This window comes from Komagataeibacter sp. FXV3, from assembly GCF_015155755.1.
GTDB lineage: Bacteria > Pseudomonadota > Alphaproteobacteria > Acetobacterales > Acetobacteraceae > Komagataeibacter.
The window spans coordinates 17,225-35,254 of record NZ_VWPI01000019.1 but is presented as its reverse complement, the minus strand read 5'-3'; the positions used below and the strand labels follow the sequence as shown (position 1 = coordinate 35,254).

Annotated in this window: 17 protein-coding genes; 5 read left to right on the top strand and 12 right to left on the bottom strand. The window is 55.7% G+C overall.

What is annotated here, in order from left to right; all coding sequences use genetic code 11:
- The 3 genes from F1542_RS02195 to F1542_RS02185 all read right to left on the bottom strand — a co-directional run.
- The coding region (locus tag F1542_RS02195) for a CocE/NonD family hydrolase (RefSeq protein WP_346011742.1) at positions 1-546 on the bottom strand (546 nt) is incomplete at its 3' end.
- A gap of 121 nt (positions 547-667) precedes the next feature.
- Positions 668-1,954 (bottom strand): Hsp70 family protein, encoded by a 1,287-nt coding sequence (locus tag F1542_RS02190; RefSeq protein WP_193731587.1) that lies wholly within the window; start codon positions 1,952-1,954, stop codon positions 668-670.
- 69 nt (positions 1,955-2,023) lie between these two features.
- A complete protein-coding gene (locus tag F1542_RS02185) occupies positions 2,024-2,206 on the bottom strand; it encodes a hypothetical protein (protein WP_227672397.1) in 183 nt (60 codons plus the stop codon).
- Between the two features lie 351 nt (positions 2,207-2,557).
- Here F1542_RS02185 and F1542_RS02180 point away from each other — a divergent pair, with 351 nt between their 5' ends.
- A complete protein-coding gene (locus tag F1542_RS02180) occupies positions 2,558-3,538 on the top strand; it encodes a LysR family transcriptional regulator (protein WP_193731585.1) in 981 nt (326 codons plus the stop codon).
- A 51-nt stretch (positions 3,539-3,589) separates the two neighbouring features.
- Complete coding sequence (locus F1542_RS02175; protein ID WP_193731584.1) at positions 3,590-5,143, top strand: ABC transporter substrate-binding protein/permease; 1,554 nt, start codon at positions 3,590-3,592, stop codon at positions 5,141-5,143.
- A 448-nt stretch (positions 5,144-5,591) separates the two neighbouring features.
- Here F1542_RS02175 and F1542_RS02170 read toward each other — a convergent pair whose 3' ends face one another.
- Positions 5,592-8,084 (bottom strand): TonB-dependent receptor, encoded by a 2,493-nt coding sequence (locus F1542_RS02170; RefSeq protein ID WP_227672396.1) that lies wholly within the window; start codon positions 8,082-8,084, stop codon positions 5,592-5,594.
- A 98-nt stretch (positions 8,085-8,182) separates the two neighbouring features.
- On the opposite strand from F1542_RS02170, the gene F1542_RS02165 reads away from it, so the two are divergent.
- The gene (locus tag F1542_RS02165) at positions 8,183-8,473 is read left to right on the top strand and encodes a hypothetical protein (protein WP_193731583.1); all 291 of its coding nucleotides are present in this window, start codon (positions 8,183-8,185) and stop codon (positions 8,471-8,473) included.
- A gap of 27 nt (positions 8,474-8,500) precedes the next feature.
- Positions 8,501-8,704 carry a hypothetical protein gene (locus tag F1542_RS02160; RefSeq protein WP_193731582.1) on the top strand — a complete coding sequence of 68 codons (204 nt, stop codon included), beginning with the start codon at positions 8,501-8,503 and terminating at the stop codon, positions 8,702-8,704.
- Positions 8,705-9,132: 428 nt separating this feature from the next.
- Here F1542_RS02160 and F1542_RS02155 read toward each other — a convergent pair whose 3' ends face one another.
- From F1542_RS02155 to F1542_RS02120, 8 genes are all read right to left on the bottom strand, one after another.
- A complete protein-coding gene (locus F1542_RS02155) occupies positions 9,133-9,768 on the bottom strand; it encodes a TetR/AcrR family transcriptional regulator (RefSeq protein ID WP_193731581.1) in 636 nt (211 codons plus the stop codon).
- A gap of 42 nt (positions 9,769-9,810) precedes the next feature.
- Positions 9,811-10,569: a transporter substrate-binding domain-containing protein gene (locus F1542_RS02150; RefSeq protein WP_193731580.1), complete on the bottom strand. Its 759-nt coding sequence runs from the start codon at positions 10,567-10,569 to the stop codon at positions 9,811-9,813.
- A 61-nt stretch (positions 10,570-10,630) separates the two neighbouring features.
- The gene (locus tag F1542_RS02145) at positions 10,631-11,524 is read right to left on the bottom strand and encodes a polysaccharide deacetylase (protein WP_193731579.1); all 894 of its coding nucleotides are present in this window, start codon (positions 11,522-11,524) and stop codon (positions 10,631-10,633) included.
- 21 nt (positions 11,525-11,545) lie between these two features.
- Positions 11,546-12,280, bottom strand: a complete 735-nt coding sequence (locus tag F1542_RS02140; RefSeq protein WP_275944683.1) for an amino acid ABC transporter ATP-binding protein — start codon at positions 12,278-12,280, stop codon at positions 11,546-11,548.
- Positions 12,281-12,354: 74 nt separating this feature from the next.
- Positions 12,355-13,185 carry an amino acid ABC transporter permease gene (locus tag F1542_RS02135; RefSeq protein WP_193731578.1) on the bottom strand — a complete coding sequence of 277 codons (831 nt, stop codon included), beginning with the start codon at positions 13,183-13,185 and terminating at the stop codon, positions 12,355-12,357.
- Positions 13,186-13,200: 15 nt separating this feature from the next.
- Positions 13,201-14,025, bottom strand: coding sequence for an ABC transporter substrate-binding protein (locus F1542_RS02130; protein WP_193731577.1), 825 nt, complete (start codon positions 14,023-14,025; stop codon positions 13,201-13,203).
- A 13-nt stretch (positions 14,026-14,038) separates the two neighbouring features.
- Positions 14,039-16,186 carry a TonB-dependent receptor gene (locus F1542_RS02125; RefSeq protein ID WP_227672394.1) on the bottom strand — a complete coding sequence of 716 codons (2,148 nt, stop codon included), beginning with the start codon at positions 16,184-16,186 and terminating at the stop codon, positions 14,039-14,041.
- Positions 16,187-16,665: 479 nt separating this feature from the next.
- Complete coding sequence (locus tag F1542_RS02120; protein WP_193731575.1) at positions 16,666-16,959, bottom strand: hypothetical protein; 294 nt, start codon at positions 16,957-16,959, stop codon at positions 16,666-16,668.
- Positions 16,960-17,021: 62 nt separating this feature from the next.
- Between F1542_RS02120 and F1542_RS02115 the strand changes: the two genes are divergently transcribed.
- Positions 17,022-18,026: a dimethylarginine dimethylaminohydrolase family protein gene (locus tag F1542_RS02115; RefSeq protein WP_193731574.1), complete on the top strand. Its 1,005-nt coding sequence runs from the start codon at positions 17,022-17,024 to the stop codon at positions 18,024-18,026.
- Positions 18,027-18,030: the final 4 nt, after the last annotated feature.

The window sequence follows — 18,030 nt, the reverse complement described above, 5'->3', positions numbered from 1 at the left end:
GTTATGGACCAGCCATTCGATCGTGTCCCACGCATCGGTCGTCTCATCCGTGCGGGTCGGGTTCAGCGGGCCACGGGGGGGACGGGTCATGACATAGTCCCCTTCCGATCCGTATTTGCCGCGGATGTCCTGAAACACGCGGATATACCCTGCCTCGACAAACGCGTCGTCACCCTGCGGCAGGATGGAACGGATATCGGGCGCGTCGGTAATACGGTTCACCCGTTCGGACGCATGGTAGGGCGTGCGGGTCAGCAGCAGGGGCGCGTTCGTGGCGTCACGCGGAATGACGATGACCGTGTGCAGCTTCACGCCATCGCGCATCGGGATCATGACATCGCGCTTGATGTAATTGCGCGCACTGGTGGGAAAGGTGACATGGGCGGGGATGTCACTGCCGGTCTGCACGCTCAGCGCGGACGGCTCGGCCGCCTGTGGGCCGCCCGCATCCCGTGCCGCATGGGCCTGTCCCGCCAGTGTGCCCGACGTCATGGTGGCAAGCATGATCGCAAGCGAAGGTAAATACCGCCAGGAAAGTCGTTTCACGTCGATTCCACTCCACTACCGCCACGCGCGGCCCTGTTTGTTACTGCTTGATAACAATAAGTTCGGACCGAAACAGTTGTAAACACACACAATGACGGGAATACGCGACAGACGGCTGCGATCAGGCGTTCATCAGGGCCAGCCCCTCCGCGACCGAGACGAATTCATTGCCCATATCCACGCGCTCCGCGCCGAAGCGCCGGTTGAACAGGTCACGCACGGCGGGCACGAACGATGTGCCCCCCGTCAGGAAGACACGGTCAATGGCCGTGGCGGGCAGTGCCGCCCGTTCCAGCGCCAGCCCCACGGCATCGTCAAACTGCTTCAGGTCCGGGGCGATCCAGCCTTCGAATTCAGCGCGCGTGATTTCGCGGTTGATATGCACATCACGGTGGTCATAGCGCAGGACCGTGCGGCCGGCGGTGGACAGTTCGCGTTTCGCCGCCCCCACCGCGCGATACAGCGCCTGCCCCTGCTGTTCATCAATGATGCGCATCAAAGCATTAAGCCTGTCGGGTTCGGACGCGGTGCGGGCGACATCGGCAATGTTACGCAGGGTCTGTGGGGTGCGCATCAGCGCCAGGCGGTGCCAGCGCCCAAGGCTTGCATACCATTCGGCCGGAATCGGCAGCGGCTGGCCGCCCATGACACGATAGGTGGCATGGCGGCCCAGTTCGGGCGCAATGACGTTGTCAATGATGCGGTAATCAAACTGGTCGCCCGCAATGCCAACACCGGCATAGCCCAGCGGGGTGGCGTTGCGCAGGTCGGCCGGGTCAAAGCGCAGGATGGAAAAGTCACTCGTGCCGCCGCCAAAATCCCCCACCAGCACGGTCGCGGGGGCATCCAGCCGCCGGGCGAAATGCCAGCCTGCGGCTTCGGGTTCCAGCGCCACATCAACATGATGGAACCCCGCCGCGCGGAAGCTGTCGCGCAGGCGCTGCTCACCCAGCGCATCATCAGGCCGTTCACCCGCGAAATGCACGGGGCGGCCCACCGTTGCAGTGACATTGGCGGGGTCAACGTCGATCGTGCGCATGAGGCAGGCCAGGAAGCTTGCAATCAGCATTTCCAGCGTCATGACCTGTCCCATAAGCCGGGTCTGGCGAAAAGACGCCTGCGCCAGATAGGACTTCATGGACATGATCAGCCGACTGTCCGCGGGGTCTTCCAGATAGGCGTCGATTGCCGCCGCCCCGATCGCCTCATGCAGGGACGACCGTCCCGGCATGCCTTCCTCACACCACAGGCATAGCAGCGACCGGCAGGTTTCGGCCGGGGGATGATGGGGAAAGGAAAAACGCGCGGGCGTGGGCCGCCCCTGCGCATCCAGCACGACCACGACGGTATTGGTCGTGCCAAAATCTATACCGAGCCGTACGCTCCGGTTGGATCCGATGGAAGACATATTGCCTCAATAGGCATGTGCCTGCGCCATGTCCATCCACCCAATCCTGTTTTGCACCCCCCGCCCGGTTCAGGAACCGGACGGACGGCCTGTAATGAGCCAGAGCATGAGTGCCGGCAGAAAAAAATACAGGCCCGTGGCTGCCACCAGCCATGGCATGAGGAACACCACATCCGTATGCAGCACGAAACGGCAGACCAGATTTGCTATCCCCAGCATCGCGATGACACACATGAAGGCGCCTGCGTTCATCAGCAATGTCCGGTCCCCATTAATCTGCCGGAGTTTCTGTTCCATCATGTGACCTTGCCCTATTCACAACCCGTAAGCCATCCCCCGCGCGGGGAATGCCCGCCTGCTGTACCCCAGAACCGCCCGTGTTGGAAACCATTCACCAGATCGCACCGGCGCTGAGCGCGACATCGGACCATAACGACGTAGAAGATGCAGGGGGGAGCATCCCCTTCATTGCAGAAGGGATACGATGGGATCGCCCGCGACGATATTTTCCTTTGCCCTTTATGTTTTTTTGTTGCTTATTGATAACGATAGAATACCTCTGTCCGCCTGTATCATATCCGGCCACGAAGGAAACTGTCGTACATGACGCGTCCCCCGTCCGCTGCATCTGTAAGATCCGCTACAGTGCATCGTACACGACCCGCCCGGCGGCATGGCAACTTTCAGGGCCAGATTGCCGAAGTGGACCTGCGGATGCTGCGTGTATTCCGCATGGTCGCACAACAGGGCGGTTTTGCCGGCGCGGAAATCGCCCTGGGTAAAAGCAAGTCCTCGATCAGTGTCGATATTTCCGCGCTGGAACACCGGTTGAATGTCAGGCTGTGCCAGCGTGGCCGCAGTGGTTTCGCCCTGACAGCCGAAGGCCGGATGGTACTCGACGCCGTGGAGCAACTGCAGCGCGACATCGACGCCTTCCAGCAGCACATCAATGCGGCCCGTGGCGTATTAAGCGGGCGATTTCGCCTGTATGTGACCGACAATGCACAGGTCCATGGCGAAACGGCCATCGTGAGGGCCATTGAAACCTTCACCGCCCGGCATAGGGAAGTCTTCATGGACGTGCGGTCCGCTTCAACCCGGGAAGTGGAATGCGCGGTAATGAACGGACAGGCTGCGGCGGGCATCGCGCTTTATTACCACTCCAGCCCGCATGACAGGGACACGGTTCTGTTTACCGAACGCCTGAACCTATACTGTGGCGCACGCCATCCCCTGTTTACAATGGCGGAAGCCAACATAACGCTGGATGTGTTGGCCACGCAGCAGATGATAGAAGTATCAGATGTCGCCAGTTCGCCCAGTTGGGACAGAATTCGCGAACGCATGACCTTTTCAGCCACGGCGGAAAACGTGGATGCCCGCATGCTGCTGATCCGGACGGGAAATTATGTCGGTTTCCTGCCCGAACCCTTTGCCCGTCCCCTGGTTGCCGCCGGGGTACTGCGACATCTCCGGCTGGATGACCTGCATCTGACCACGACGTTCCATTTTCTGGACCGCTCCTCCCCCGAAACAAGTCTTATGGTCGAAACCTTTCGCACCATACTCGAAAATGAGTGCTGACACATCCATGCCTCCTACCCACCTGTCCGTCCCGGCCGAAGCTGCATCATCATGACGCTCTCCCGCCTGCATGTATTTTTCCTGCGCTACCTGCCAGCCATACTATGTCTGCTGGCGCTTTCTCCGTCTGGTGCCGAGGCGGCTGACCAACCGGGGTTCGTGCATGACGGGACGCTGACAATATGCGTCAATCCCACCCTGCCGCCCATGATATTCGTGGCAGGCACGGATGCGTCAGCCACAGCGGGGGTGGATATTGATCTGGCACAGGCGCTGGCCCGCTACTGGAACGCCCGCCTGGTCGTGACACCGATGGATTTTGTCGGCCTGTTTCCCAGTCTGGCGGCACAGCGTTGTGGCATGGTCATAAGCGGGATCATCAAGCTGCCGGAACGCGAGAAGAATTTTGATGCCGTCCCCTATTTCGATACGTCGCTGGCCATCGTGGCACGGGCAGGCACCCCGCCGGTTTCATCCATGGCTGACCTGTCGGGAAAAACGATCGCAATCCAGACGGGAACCAGTTACGCCACCCGTATCGAACGCGAAAACCAGCAACTGGCGGCATCCGGTCGCCCACCCATCATCATCCAGCAATACCCGACGGAAGACCAGGTGGTGCAACAGCTTCTGATCGGGCGCGTATTTGCTTTCGCCAGTCAGGATGTAGAGCTTTATTACCGACAGAAACAGCTGCATGGCAAGGTCAACATAATCCTGACGCCCGATTATCCGGAATACCGCCATTTTGCGATCTATATCCGGCAAAACGCCGCCGATCGTGAAAAACTCATCACGGCCATGGCAGCGCTGCAGGCAGACGGCACCATCACGACCATACAGAAAAAATGGGCCATAAACGGTAACGACAGGACCGCCTTTACACAAAACGCACAGCCATCCGCGTTCCGTTGGAATACGTTCCTTTCAGCACTGCAGTCCTCCACGTTCATCAAAGGCGCGTTCATTACGCTCAGCATCGCCGTGCTGTCGCATCTTACGGCCATCGTGATCGCCATTCCGATGGCAATAACCCTTAATGGGCCCAATTCCATCATCAGGCAGATATTGCGTGTTTATGTATCGGTATTCCGGGGCGCGCCGACGCTGTTGCAGCTTCTGTTCATATGGAATGCCCTACCGCAGTTCCTGCCGGTTTTCCGTGAGGAATGGTTTACTCCCTTTCTCGCCACCTGGCTGGCCCTGTCGATCAATGAGTCCGCTTATCAGGTTGAAATCAACCGCTCCGCCCTAAGCGCAGTGGATAAAGGACAGGAACAGGCAGCGGATGCGCTGGGCATGAACCGCCGGCAGGTCTATTTTCATGTTGTTTTTCCGCAGGCGCTCAGGATCGCCTTGCCGCCCACAATCAACGAATTCATCAATCTGCTCAAGACGACTTCCCTCGCATCAGTTATTTCGTTGCAGGAACTTCTGGCCGTAACACAGGTGCAGGTCGCCCGCACTTTTGAATTTACAGAGTATTATGCCGTTGCCCTGGTCTATTACCTGGCAATGGTCTTTTTCTTCCTGTTCATACAGAAACGGGTTGAGCGGCGTTTTTCATGGGCGGACCGACAACTGGCTTCCGCCAATGATACCTGATCACCTGTAACAACCCGCAAATTATAAAAAGTTCGGGGCTGGCATAGGCCAGCCAATAAAGGCTTGATATGCCATATGAAACCATGTCATCGCAGCCCTCTGAAACCTGCCGTCCAAAGACGCCTTCTGGAGTACTCCGTTGCGGGCACGCCAGCACGTAGTGCTGTGGAGATCGTTGACGTCAATCGCAATACAGCGACCCTGTTCAGGCGCAAGCTTCGGGAAAGTATTGCCGAACATAATGCTCTGGAAACGCCTATAACCCCTCGCTCATTGGGCTAATATTCCGATAGGAGTTCTTTTTTAATTTCCTGACCTATGCCAGCCCCGGAGTTTTTTCAAAACGCATCGGGAAATGCCACTTTTTTTTCAAAAGGCAGCATTTCCCATAATATTCTTTTCAGAACGTTATTTGAAAACCTGAGTTTTTCCTCCCCAAACGTCTGGATCAGAAATTATAGCGCAGGTCACACCCCACCCAACGGGGCGTCTGGATATACTGGACGCGGGAATTGTCGTTTGTGGTGAATGACATGACATCCGTATGTTTGTCAGCGGCATTCTCGACATATACAGACGCCTGCCACTTGTCATTCCGGGGCGCGAAGGTCATCCGTGCGCCAAGGGAACTCATCTGTCCAAGCCGCGCATTGGGGTCAGACAGCGACGACCAGAACCGGGCTTTCCACGAATAGCTTACCTGCAACGCGACATGGTAACGCGGCGAGACATTTACAGTATAACGCGCGACGCCATCCCATGAAAAACGAGGCGCATAAGGCAACTGGGTATGTGACGAAACGGGGGACAGCAGTGACAGACCATTGAGGTTACTCATGGAACTGAGTGTCTGCGCGTCAAGATAGGCAAAGCCCGCCTGCAGATCCAGATGGGGAATGGGAGAATGCCAGACCGCCTGAAGTTCGCCGCCACGGCTCCGTGCGCGGGGTAGCGATGCGAGTGTCAGCGAAATCGTATTGCCCGGCATGTTGGCGACCACCAGGGTCTGGCGATTGCGGTATTCGTAATCGAACAGGGATCCGCTCAGTTCAAGCCGATGATGGAATAACTGGGCTTTTGCCCCGACTTCATACGCCAGAACACCTTCAGGTTTGATATAATCCAGCCCCTGTGACGCCGTAACGGGCGCGGAAAAATACGTTCCCGCCTTGTAACCATTTGAGATCGTTCCATAAACCAGAATATTAGGTGTGATGCGATAACGTAGCCCGACTTTTCCCGTAAAACGGTGATAGGCCTGCGATTCATCAAGATAGGACAGGTATGATCCTGGCGTGCCTGTGACAAAACCGCCCGTATCAATCGTGCCACCCTTGAAATCGCGAATATCATAGGAAAAACGGCCACTGGCGATAAATTCAAGGCTTTTGGTTATATTGATGATATTGTTGACGTAAATCCCGGCCGAAATATTCTGCTGCTTGAAATGCGAATTTATGGTGCCAAGCGGACTGTCAAACAGGTCCTGCTCGTCATTGACGTAATTGGCAGAAATCTTGTCATAAGATTGATACAGTCCCACCGTGTAGCGATACAGGTTGCCGACACTGCTACTGAACCGCATGTCATGCGATTCAGAAATATAGGTATCGTCCCATACAAAATCGCCAACGCTTTTTGCTTCACCATCATAATTGTCGTTAATGTTACGACGCATGAAATCAATGGATGTAACGGATTCAAACGTTGCATTATCAAATTTATGGGAATAGTTGACCGACACCCCGCCGCCATTTTCACGCCGTCGGGGTGCAAATGCGCCCACATTTACTGCATTGGCTGGACTATTGGGGGCTATCCCGTAAGTACCGGGCTTCGATCCCCATACCGTGGCATCGGCGTTCGTATTCTGCGGTGATACAGGTGTCCCCACATCACGCGAGTAATGCAGGTTGAGCGTTACCGTATCATCCGGGGAAACAAGTATTTTTGTCAGGTTACGCAGTGCAAGTGTATCCTGTGCCCCGTACCGCTGGTTGGTATGGACATCATGTTGCCAACCATCCCCCTTGGTATAGCTGAAGGCGACACGGTTATAGACTTTGGAAGATATGGGAACGTTCCATGCGAGCTTTCCCGTATTGGTATTATAACTGCTATAACCCCAGTCGATATAGCCTTCCTTTTTGGCAGAAGGCTGGACAGATACCATATTGATGGCGCCACCCGTCGTGCTGCGCCCATAGTCAAACCCCTGCGGACCCTTTTCAACATTTACTTCCTGCAGATCGAGAAGCTGGCCACTATAAAAAACCGGGAACGGTGCCAGGTGACCATCAAAATATATGCCGGTGCCACTCATGTTGGCGCCGCTGTAATCTTCCAGCCCGATGCCGCGTATGGAAAAGGTAGGCGTACTTCCCGATGTGGCATTGGCGGATGCAACACCGGGTACGAAAGCTGCAATATCCTTTGGTGAATTGATATTGAGATTACGGATTTCATCACGCGACAGGGTATTGACCGTCATGGCCTGTAAAAAATTACGCTGGCGAGCAGTAGATGTCACACGTAACTCTTCCGGACGACTTGTGCTGCGCTGTCCCCCGTTTGCCTGATGCCGGGCGATGTGAGCGGGCACAGCTGACCTGGCAGATGGTGCTGGCGTTGCCGCATGCGATGTAACGGGAATGGCAACAATGGCAACTGGCACTGATGCCGCCAGAAACCGGCGGAACAAGTAAAGGCCCTGTCCTTGCTGATGTGGATACTGTTTTTTGGGAACCATGTAATCCTCCACAACGTGAACCGCAGATATAGAGATCGGCAGCACGGGCGCATCGGTGAATCGGCGCATTCGTTGCTGATACATTATATTATATATTCGAAACGTTTTTTTGACAGGTACGCCCCATATATATTTTACTGAGTAGGTTATTTTTGTGGGCAATCTTACTTGAATAAAAACGAAAGCAATCATCCACAGTACGCACCATCAACTGAACATGACGCCTGTTCCCCCTGCCTGTGCATAAATTCCCTCCATGCAGGCACGGATTGAAATTTTCATGCCATCCCATGAAAACGGCAACCACCTGTCACGATGATGCAGCGGTTTCTTTTGTCTTTCGCAAAATATCATACGGTGCGGGAAGAACACCGGAAATGGATACAGTCGCAAAACCATCTGTTACGACTGTCATTGATACTGATATCATTACGAATTCTGACGTATCTATATTGGATGAACTGGCTGGACGTTTTATCCAGCAGGCCCCACGATATGATAAAAATGGCAACTTACCGCCCCAGAATCTGGTAGATTTACGAAAAGCTGACCTGGGCGCTGGTATGGGTCAGAACAGATGAACATGATCCACGTGTCGGCTGGCTGGCGTGAAAATTGGAAAAAGCTGGGATCATATCGGTATGCGGCCAACTGGCAACCATATCGTCATTTTTGAAGATGTCGTGGCACCAGAGGATTATGTGGCAGGTCTGGTCGATCTTTCCTACGTGCCGGATTACACGACACGGCTTGGGATCTGCCACGCAGTGGGTGCGTTACATAACGGAATTGCAAAGGCCTTACGAGCGTGATTCACCGGATATCTTAGCGACCGCGTGCCCGCCTATCTGGGACGGCCACTCTCTATCCTCCCCCGTTTTCAGTCACTGGTCGGGGAAATGGAGGCCCTGCTGCTGACCAAAGCAACCCTACAATGACGGGATTTTCGATGGCGTGAATGCGGACCTGACCAAATATATTACGACGGAAAACGTCATTACCGTAACGTATCATGCGGGCGGGTTCGCCCCCCGCAGGGGATAGCATTCTGCTCCATGCCAGCCACAAGGCACTGGATTAAGTCTTGTCATGCGGACTGCAACGGCCTCCTCCGGCCTGGCATGCACGCATCGCGTTGCGGGCAACGGATTCAGTATGTCCCAACGCAGCCCCCCCCCTGTTCCCTGTCGGGCTATCCGACTCATATGCAATACAGACGGTTCTGCGGACCGATGCGGGTCTAGGCGGCGGTATCTTCCGGTTCAACGATCAGGCCACGCAGGACCATGCGCACGCTTGGATCGCCCCACAGCTTCATGCCTTCCGCCACCGTATGGGCAGAAACCACGATCCGCGCCAGAATGGCATTCCCGACATCGATCAACAGGGAAGCCAACAGGGCAATATCAACATCATCCCTGATGCGGCCCATGTTACGATAACGGGTCAGTATGCGGATATATTGCTTGTAGATCAGGGTATCCAGACGCCGCGCCGTGCGGTAAGCGGCGGACTGGTCATCAAGCAGCTTGGCGGTCAGGATGATTTTCCATGAATCCCGCCCCAGAAAGCGGAGCGCCTGCTCCGCCAGCATGTTTTCGAACGCGATGATACCGGCCACCGGGTCATCTGGCAGCGCGCGCATGAACCGACGGCGTTCAGGCAAGGCTGCCTCCAGATGGCGCAGGATAATACTTAGAAAAATATTATTCTTTGTTTCAAAGTAGTTATAGACCGTAGCCGAAGCAACCGACGCTTCCACGGCAATGGCTTCGATCTTGGTTGATTCATATCCCTGTTTCTGGAACAGCAGTTCAGCGGCATCCAGAACTTCGGACTCTTTATGATTTCTTGATGAGCGGGGTGGCGTGGTCAAACCGGCAGGTCCATCTGATAGCAGGCCGTACGCGCGTGTCCGTCACGGACTGACAGATACAGGCGACTGCCGTAATTCATCGTCAAGACCATTTTCCTGCGATAAACCCCATTTATCAAGAAGTTCTTTGTAATTTCCATTCAGAACGAGTTCACGCAGGCCGCTGCGGATCTGTTCCGCCAGTTCCGTGCGCCCCTTATGGACGCCAATCCCGAATTCCTGTGGGAAAATCAGTCCCTCCATCGCCGTGATCTTACCTTTTTCCCTTCGGATCACATACTGGGTGACAATGCTGTCAACCATCATCGCCTGCACCCGCCCTTCATAAAGCTGGATCATGGCGTCGGAGTCATTTTCCGCAGGATAGAACCGGATTTCGTTTCCCCCGCAATTTTCCGTGCTCCATTTCTGGATCTGCGCGGGCTGGCTGGTGGTCCGGTTGGCGGCCACGTATTTGCCGCACAGGTCACGCTGGGTCCGGAAAGACGCCAGATCGCGCGTTGGCACAAGAAAACGCGACCCTTCCTGCAGGTAATCTACAAAATCCACTGACTCCCGCCGCACTGCATTGTCGATCATGCCGTTAAAAAACAGGTCCACACGTCCGGTCTGGACCGCGGGCAACAGTTCTTCAAAGCTGATTTCGCGAAAGGTCAGCGCCCATCCATTCTGCCGGGCCAGGGCGGTGGCAAGGTCAATGTCAAAGCCTTCCAACTGCCCTGTCTCCGGGTCACGCATGTCAAGCGGCGGATAGCTGGGATAGACCCCAATGATCACCTGCCGCGGAGCCGCATTGGCCATGAACGGCCAAAGCAGCCCCAACAGAACAGGCAGAAGGGTCCCAATCAGCCTGCGGCTCCGGTCACGATACCGCAAGGGCTTTTTCCTGCTGCTCGTAATACCGCGCGATTTCCTCCCCTGTCGTAATCCATACATCGTTGCAACTGACGGTGTACTGCAGGAATTCGCGCAACAGCCGGAAACGCATTGGCCGGCCGCTTACCTGTGGGTGGAACACGGTTGTTACCAGATCGCCCCATGCACGGGTCTCATCAAGGTCATCGCGCCACATCGACAGCACATGCTCCTTGGGGAAAATCGAACGCGGACTGAAGCGGTTCGCAAGCCCGTGCATCCAGTCATCGTAACTGGTGGTCTGGGGCAGTTCGATCAGGCCTGGCGATCCATCCTTCATCACGTGCCGGTACGGGCGGACATCATCAAACCAGGAACTGGTATAGAGGAAGTTGCGCTCCTTCAGACTTTTGCACAGTTCAGCCGACGCTTCCCCGATCGGCGCACGGTAGCCCACGGGTACGACGCCCAACCGCCTTTTGAGCACTTCCAGCCCGTAATCCAGTTCCTCCAGCATATGATCGGCACCGGGTTCGGGGATAAGATGATGATAGCCGTGATGCCCGATTTCATGGCCATCGGCCAGTACCGCTTCGGCCATGGCAGGATGGGCTTCAACTGCCCAACCGGTAATGAAGAACGTGGCCTTCAGCCCCATTTCACGCAGAAGTCTGAGGATGACCGGCGTCCCCACCCGCGCCTCGAACCCGCCAAAGGACATGGTAACAAGCCGTTCGGCATGGGACGGATCCTTGCCGGTCCAGGCACTTTCCGCATCAATGTCGAACGACAGGAACATGGCGGCCCGGTTTCCTTCGGGCCAGGGGTAACGCAGGGCGGGCGGCGCCTGATTGGGGGCGGTCAACGGTACATTACGATAGCGGTCATATGTTGCGGACATAGTGTATGAATTCCTGTAATTTCAGTTGGTCTGTACGCGTGCGCCCAGCGTGGAAGCCAAGAAATCAGCCGCCCGTGGGTGCGATGGCGCGGAAAAGAACTGTGCGGATGGGGCATCTTCCGCGATCACCCCATGATCCATGAACAGGACCCGGCTTGCGACCTCACGCGCAAAGCCCATTTCATGGGTCACGACGATCATGCTCATGCCCGTTGCGGCAACCTGTTTCATGACGGCCAACACGCGGCCCACGGATTCGGGGTCAAGCGCGCTGGTCGGTTCATCAAACAGCATGACCTTGGGCTTCATGGCCAATGCCCGTGCAATGGCGACACGCTGCTGCTGGCCACCGGACAGCTGGGCCGGGTAATGGTCCATTCGCTCCCCCAGTCCCACCCATTCCAGCAGGCGACAGGCTTCACTGCGCGCTTCCTCAGGCGGGACGGACAGGACATGGACCGGCCCCTCCATCACGTTCTGCATGGCCGTCATATGCGAAAACAGATTGAATTTCTGAAAGACCATGCCGGTCTTCAGGCGCTGGCGCGCGATCTGACGTTCCGACAGGCGGTAAAAACGCCCACCCTTTTCGGCAATTCCCATCAGTTCGCCATCAACCACCACGCTACCGCCCTGATACCGTTCAAGCTGCGCGATGCAGCGCAGGAGCGTGGTCTTGCCAGACCCCGATCCCCCCAGCACGCACATCACATCCCCCTGGTTCAGGGTGCATGACACCCCCTTCAGGATAGGCATGTTCCCATATGCCTTGCGCATGTTCCGGACTTCAAGGATAGGCGGCGCAGTCGTGGCTGCAATATCTGTGGCGGTCATCCCGACCATCCCCTGTTGATACGTTTTTCAAGGAAATACTGCACTGGCATCAGCACCGTAACAATCGCAAGATACCAGAACCCGGTCACAAGCAGCAGTTCGATCACCCGGGCATTGGCGTAATAGATGTTCTGCGCACTATGCAGGATTTCGGGATACTGGATCATGCTGGAAAGCGATGTCAGCTTGATCATGCTGATGAACTCGTTACCCAACGGTGGAATGACCACCCGCAGCGCCTGCGGCAGGATGACCCGGCGCAGCGCCTGCAGGCGTGTCATGCCAATCATGCAGCAGGCTTCATACTGCCCCTTGTCTACACTGGTCAGGCCGGAGCGCATGATTTCCGTTATGTAGGCCCCCTGGTTAAGCCCCAGCCCAAGCAATGCGGACAGAAACGGGGTCATAAGCTGCACCGTCTGTACCGATCCGTAACCGGGCACCCATATATGCGGAAACACCAGCGCCAGGTTGAACCATAACAGTAGCTGCAGAATGACCGGCGTCCCGCGGAACAGCCAGACATACCCGGCCGCGACCGTTTTCCAGACCGGATTGCCGGACTGCTGCACGATGGCGAAGATCAGGCCGATCACGACACCCAGCAGCATGGCCGATACGGCCATGAACAACGTTGCGGCCACACCCTGCATTATGGTGCGGACCATTAGAAAATGGCTGACGTACTTCCACTCGATATCGGAAACGGCAAAGGCATGAACCAGCCACGCCACGAACGCAAGCACGACCACCAGCGACATGACCATGCGGTAACGGCCACGTTCTATGATTGTGCTATGATCGTCGAGTTGCATTTCAGCAGACATATTTCACCTGTGCGGCTAGGAGGGGATGACCGTATTGGCTTCCAGGTGCCACTTGCGAAGAAGACTCTGGTATTTCCCATTTTTTTTCAACTGTTCGAAATCAGTGCTGATATCGTCAAATAATGCGCTGTCATGCCGCATGGCGATCGCAAGATAGGCATGGCTGATGGGGGATAGAAACCGCCGGAACAGGGAATGGGCGTTATCAAGGAAGTATCCCACCGTTTCTTCCCCCTGAACGGCGGCCTGCACCCTGCCCTCACGCAGTTCCAGACGCGCCATGGCGGAGTTCTCGGTCCCCACCACCGTAATGTCGGGCATGTGGGCTGCGCCACAGACGCGTGCGCCCCATGCCTGCAGGATCCTGGCGAAATCAGTACCGCGCGCTGCCGATACCGTCCCCCCACACAGATCGGTATCCCGCGTGAACGGACTGTTGCCCGACACCAGCAACTGGGCACCGGACTGTAAATAATCAACAAACTGAAGCACACCCCGACGCCCCGGCGTATCATTCAGACCACTGATGATGATGTCGATCCGTCCCGAACCGACATCAACCATCAACTGGGGAAAGGACGCCTCACGTATTTCCACCGGGCGTCCCATCTGTTTTCCCAGTGCATAGGCGAAATCGACATCAAAACCCTGAAGTTCACCCGTTTCAGGAGCATGGAATTCCATGGGCGGGTAAACGGGATTGATCCCCACGACCAGCGGCACCGCCGCCGCCCCGTATCCGGCGGTGTTGCCCGACAGGAAAAGCATGGCGCACCCTGTGGCAAGAACGGACCTGACGGCGGTCCATGCGGATCGGGACTGGCGACGATGTAAGCGCATTTATACTCCTGTCCTAGTAGGAAGCAGAAATGGTACCGAAGAAGGAACGCGGCGCCCCGATACTGAAGGACTGGTAATCACCCTGCATCGGATTTCCGTTATCCCCCATTGTTCCGATATAGGTGGAATTAAACAGGTTATAAACGTTGAAACCAACGGATAACGTGCTGAGCGGACCGACGCGGCTGAAGTTGTAGCGTGCCCCCATGGATGCCAGCCAGTAGGACGGAACATGCAGCGTGTTCATGTAGTCAAACGGGCGGCTGGACATGTAGGATGCATCAAAATGTACTTCCGCCCCACGATAGGCATAGGAAAGCTGTGTTTTATACATGAAGGAAGGATAATTGACGATCTTCTTCCCCTTGGTGTGATAGGTCGTGCCGCCATCGGACACGTCCGATCCATACCAGCCATGGTTATAGCTGAAGCTGTTATAGAAACTCAGCCCCTTGACCGGGCGTATGGTCGCCCCCACGTCCACGCCGTTCATGTGGACACTACCAACGTTCGCGACAGAATCAGTCGGGTTGACAATATTGCCTGATGCAATCGTCTGCAGGCGGTTGAAGAAATCAGTGTGGTAGAAACTGACAGATGCGGACAGCATCTTCGCCTGGTAACGATAACCGGCCATGTAGGTCCAGTCGGTTTCCGGCTTGATGACTTTCTTCATCTGGTTGAACGTCTGCAGGTTTGTTACACCCCAGACACTGCCCAGGCCGTAACCACCATCGGCATAGGTACGCAGGTTCTTGGCGATATCGAAATAGAGTTCGCTATGCCGGTCGATATGATAATCGACATTGAAATGCGGCAGGAACCCGTCGGATGCATTAAGGCTGCCCTGTGCCAGTGCTGCCTCACCCGTATTGTTCGCCACCTGTGACCCACGTGTCGTGGATGTCATGGCCTTGAAGCCTACGGAGGCAACCAGGTTTGGTTTGATATAATACTGGTCTTCCACATACCCCATGAAAGTATTGGTATTGAAATCAAAGGCCCACATGCGATCGAATTCGCGGCCCAGATGATTGGGATCAGGCACGCCCTGCCCCAGCAGCGGGGCCTCGTACAGTGTCTGGCTTATGGCATTGCGGTAGTATTCATACCAGATCCCGGCCCGCAGCACATTGTGCCCCATGTGCCAGTTCATGCCCGACGTGAAACCGAAACGCATGAGCCACGGACGCTTGATCTGTTCAGACAGTGGCGCCCCATTGGGCGATGCATGGAACGGGTTGGTGAATACCCCCATTGCCTTCTGGCCATGGCCATACAGCGTCGTGTCCCATGACAGGTTGTTCGTCATGTTCAGCTTGAGTTTCGTGTACGCCAGATAGTCATTCCAGACACGCCCCACGTCATAATACGCAACGTCCTTGGGGTCGTTCGTCTTGTCCTGGCCCAGCGTGTATTTCCCGGCTGCCGCGTTGTAGGCATTGGTATAATTGGGATAATAATTGTCCAGCCGGGTACCGTACACCTTCAGGAAATTGAAGCTGAGATCCTGATAGTCGACTGGCTGCACAAGATTGTTCCAGTCAAAGAAGAATGACAGTTCACTGTTGTTCTTCAGGGGCTGTACAAGCTTGGCATTGACGTTCTGTTCAAACTGGTACCCCGCACCTTTCCACTTGTTCGTGTCGTTACGAACATAGGAAACATAAAACCGGGTGCCCGATTTGTTCAGGTTACCGCTGTCAACACGGACAAACGTATGGTACGCGTCCCAACTCCCGAAGGACTGCGACACACGTGCCCCGGCCTTCTGCAAAGGGTTGGATGAAACCATGGATATCTGGCCGCCCAGGTTGGTTGTTCCCGGCGCATCCACGGCACCCGCACCCTGCGAGATGTCCATGCTCGCAATATTTTCCGGTGCGATCGCGGCCTGGGATTTCAGGCCGTTATAAGTGAAATATCCCTGATCCCCCAGCGGAACCCCATCAAGGGTGAAGCCCATCTGGTCCTGCACGAAGCCGCGGGCGTACAGCGTGGAAGACCACGTATCCACACCCAGCGCATCCGATGAGGTGAACTGCACGCCTGGCAACTGGGCCAGCATCTTGACCGCGCTGGTGCCGGGCACGAATTTGTCCATCATGGCGCGACTGACCACCTCGCTCGTCCCATGTGACTGGGTACGGGCGGTGGACATGACACGCAACTGTTCCGGTTCATGCGCCTGCACCGGGCCTGCTGCCCTCTGGCGCGCGGTATGCGCACCAGTCCTGGACGAGGCCGAAACGCCATGCCGCTGTTTTGAATCAGTTGCGGATCCGGAACTTTCGACTGCCGCCTTTGCGGAATCAACGTATGGAACGCAACAGACAAGAAAAACCCCGAGACATCGACTACGTCTCATTACGTGCCTCCTGACATATGATCGTAGGATTATTGGAAGTCATTACTTTTTATTTCTGCTTCTGACCCGCTTACGCACCCGGACATGACAGACCGTGCGCGACCGACGGCAAAGACGGGAAGCATCCCGGGTCCCTGCCGTAACCTGATCGGGTCTGAAAGATTGGTCCGTAATCTGAATTTCCCATACCCCTGGCGCATCTGGATATTGAAACTATATCGAAACGAAATTGATGGCACGTTCACCCGGCCGTGATGGCCATCCCCTCCCATTCATTTCTTTTGAAAAACAATTAAACACTGCCAGACGATCTGTGAAACGCAGACTGCCTGATGATCTGCTCCACCGCAGACGAACTGCCGCTGACCGCAGGATAGAGTTCCTGCATGAAATAACACAGAACTTTTTAATATCCCTGTTTGCCGGTCACTCTTGCCATACCGGATGATTAGAAACGTAAACGCAATGAATCGGTTCTGTCCAGACTTTTTGGTGTCAACTCCAAGTTTTTCTTGCGTCGGCCCAAAGGCGCTATAAGATGATCCCATGACCGACGCAGCCATCATGATTTTGCTGCAGCCGGGATTAATTACTTACATTCAATAATATAAAATAGGTCATGCGCGATATGAATGCGATTACAGAAGGCGAATGGCGTTACAATCAGCTGATCAAGCTGTTCCCCTCGGAAGCGGAACCCGCGTTCGAGGACACGGCGCAGCAGGAAGCCGTATGGGGCCGGAAATGGGGATGTAATAACGACGTCGGGCGCCTGCGTATGGTCATGATGCACCGGCCGGGTGATGAAGTTAACATTGTTGATACATCCAAGCGGATGGAAAACAACGCTTTTGGTGATGTTGAAGCCGGCTGGTACTGGCGTGGCGACACTGGCCCCGACCTTGCGGCCATGCAGGCGCAGCACGACGGTTACGTCGCCACCCTGCGCGGGGAAGGCGTGGAAGTTGTCTATCTCGATTCCATCGCGCCGGGGCGTATGAAATCCTGCTTTACCCGTGATTCGGTCATTGCGGTGAATGGGGGTGCCATTGTCACGCGTATGGGCCCGAAAATCCGCCGGGGGGAAGAACGTCCCGTTACCCAGACACTGGCCCGCATGGGCTGTCCGATCCTGCGGACGATTTCAGGCAATGGTGTTGCCGAAGGCGGCAGTTTTGCATGGCTGAACCCGACAACCGCGGTTATCGGGATCTCTTCACGCACCACCGAAAGCGGAGCCGATCAGATCGAGGAAGTGCTGCGTACGCAGGGTGTTGAACTGCTGCGCATCCAACTGACCGGTTACAGGCTGCATATCGACGGCGTGTTTGTTATGCTCGCCCCTGACCTCGCCATCGCCAATATTGCCCTCCTACCCTACTGGTTCATTGAAAAGCTTGGCGAATTAGGCATTCATATCATCGAAGTCGGTTACGATGATGATGTTTCAATCATCAACTGCCTGGCAATTGCGCCCGGTCGCGTGGTGATGCCCGAAGGCATATCCGAAAAAACACGCAAGGCGCTGACGGGTGCCGGCGTCGATATCATTCCGGTCAAGTACGACAAGATGATTTCCGGTGGTGGCGGCCTGCATTGTTCGACCGGCCCCCTGATCCGCGACGATGTATGAGGGG

Bases quoted from the DNA above. Each gene is read 5' to 3' on its own strand.
- F1542_RS02190 (WP_193731587.1), bottom strand. From the start codon at position 1,954: ATGTCTTCCATCGGATCCAACCGGAGCGTACGGCTCGGTATAGATTTT.
- F1542_RS02185 (WP_227672397.1), bottom strand. From the start codon at position 2,206: ATGAACGCAGGCGCCTTCATGTGTGTCATCGCGATGCTGGGGATAGCA.
- F1542_RS02180 (WP_193731585.1), top strand. From the start codon at position 2,558: ATGACGCGTCCCCCGTCCGCTGCATCTGTAAGATCCGCTACAGTGCAT.
- F1542_RS02175 (WP_193731584.1), top strand. From the start codon at position 3,590: ATGACGCTCTCCCGCCTGCATGTATTTTTCCTGCGCTACCTGCCAGCC.
- F1542_RS02170 (WP_227672396.1), bottom strand. From the start codon at position 8,084: ATGATTGCTTTCGTTTTTATTCAAGTAAGATTGCCCACAAAAATAACC.
- F1542_RS02165 (WP_193731583.1), top strand. From the start codon at position 8,183: ATGAAAACGGCAACCACCTGTCACGATGATGCAGCGGTTTCTTTTGTC.
- F1542_RS02150 (WP_193731580.1), bottom strand. From the start codon at position 10,569: ATGGCCAATGCGGCTCCGCGGCAGGTGATCATTGGGGTCTATCCCAGC.
- F1542_RS02145 (WP_193731579.1), bottom strand. From the start codon at position 11,524: ATGTCCGCAACATATGACCGCTATCGTAATGTACCGTTGACCGCCCCC.
- F1542_RS02140 (WP_275944683.1), bottom strand. From the start codon at position 12,280: ATGCCTATCCTGAAGGGGGTGTCATGCACCCTGAACCAGGGGGATGTG.
- F1542_RS02135 (WP_193731578.1), bottom strand. From the start codon at position 13,185: ATGTCTGCTGAAATGCAACTCGACGATCATAGCACAATCATAGAACGT.
- F1542_RS02130 (WP_193731577.1), bottom strand. From the start codon at position 14,025: ATGCGCTTACATCGTCGCCAGTCCCGATCCGCATGGACCGCCGTCAGG.
- F1542_RS02125 (WP_227672394.1), bottom strand. From the start codon at position 16,186: ATGTCCACCGCCCGTACCCAGTCACATGGGACGAGCGAGGTGGTCAGT.
- F1542_RS02120 (WP_193731575.1), bottom strand. From the start codon at position 16,959: ATGATGGCTGCGTCGGTCATGGGATCATCTTATAGCGCCTTTGGGCCG.
- F1542_RS02115 (WP_193731574.1), top strand. From the start codon at position 17,022: ATGAATGCGATTACAGAAGGCGAATGGCGTTACAATCAGCTGATCAAG.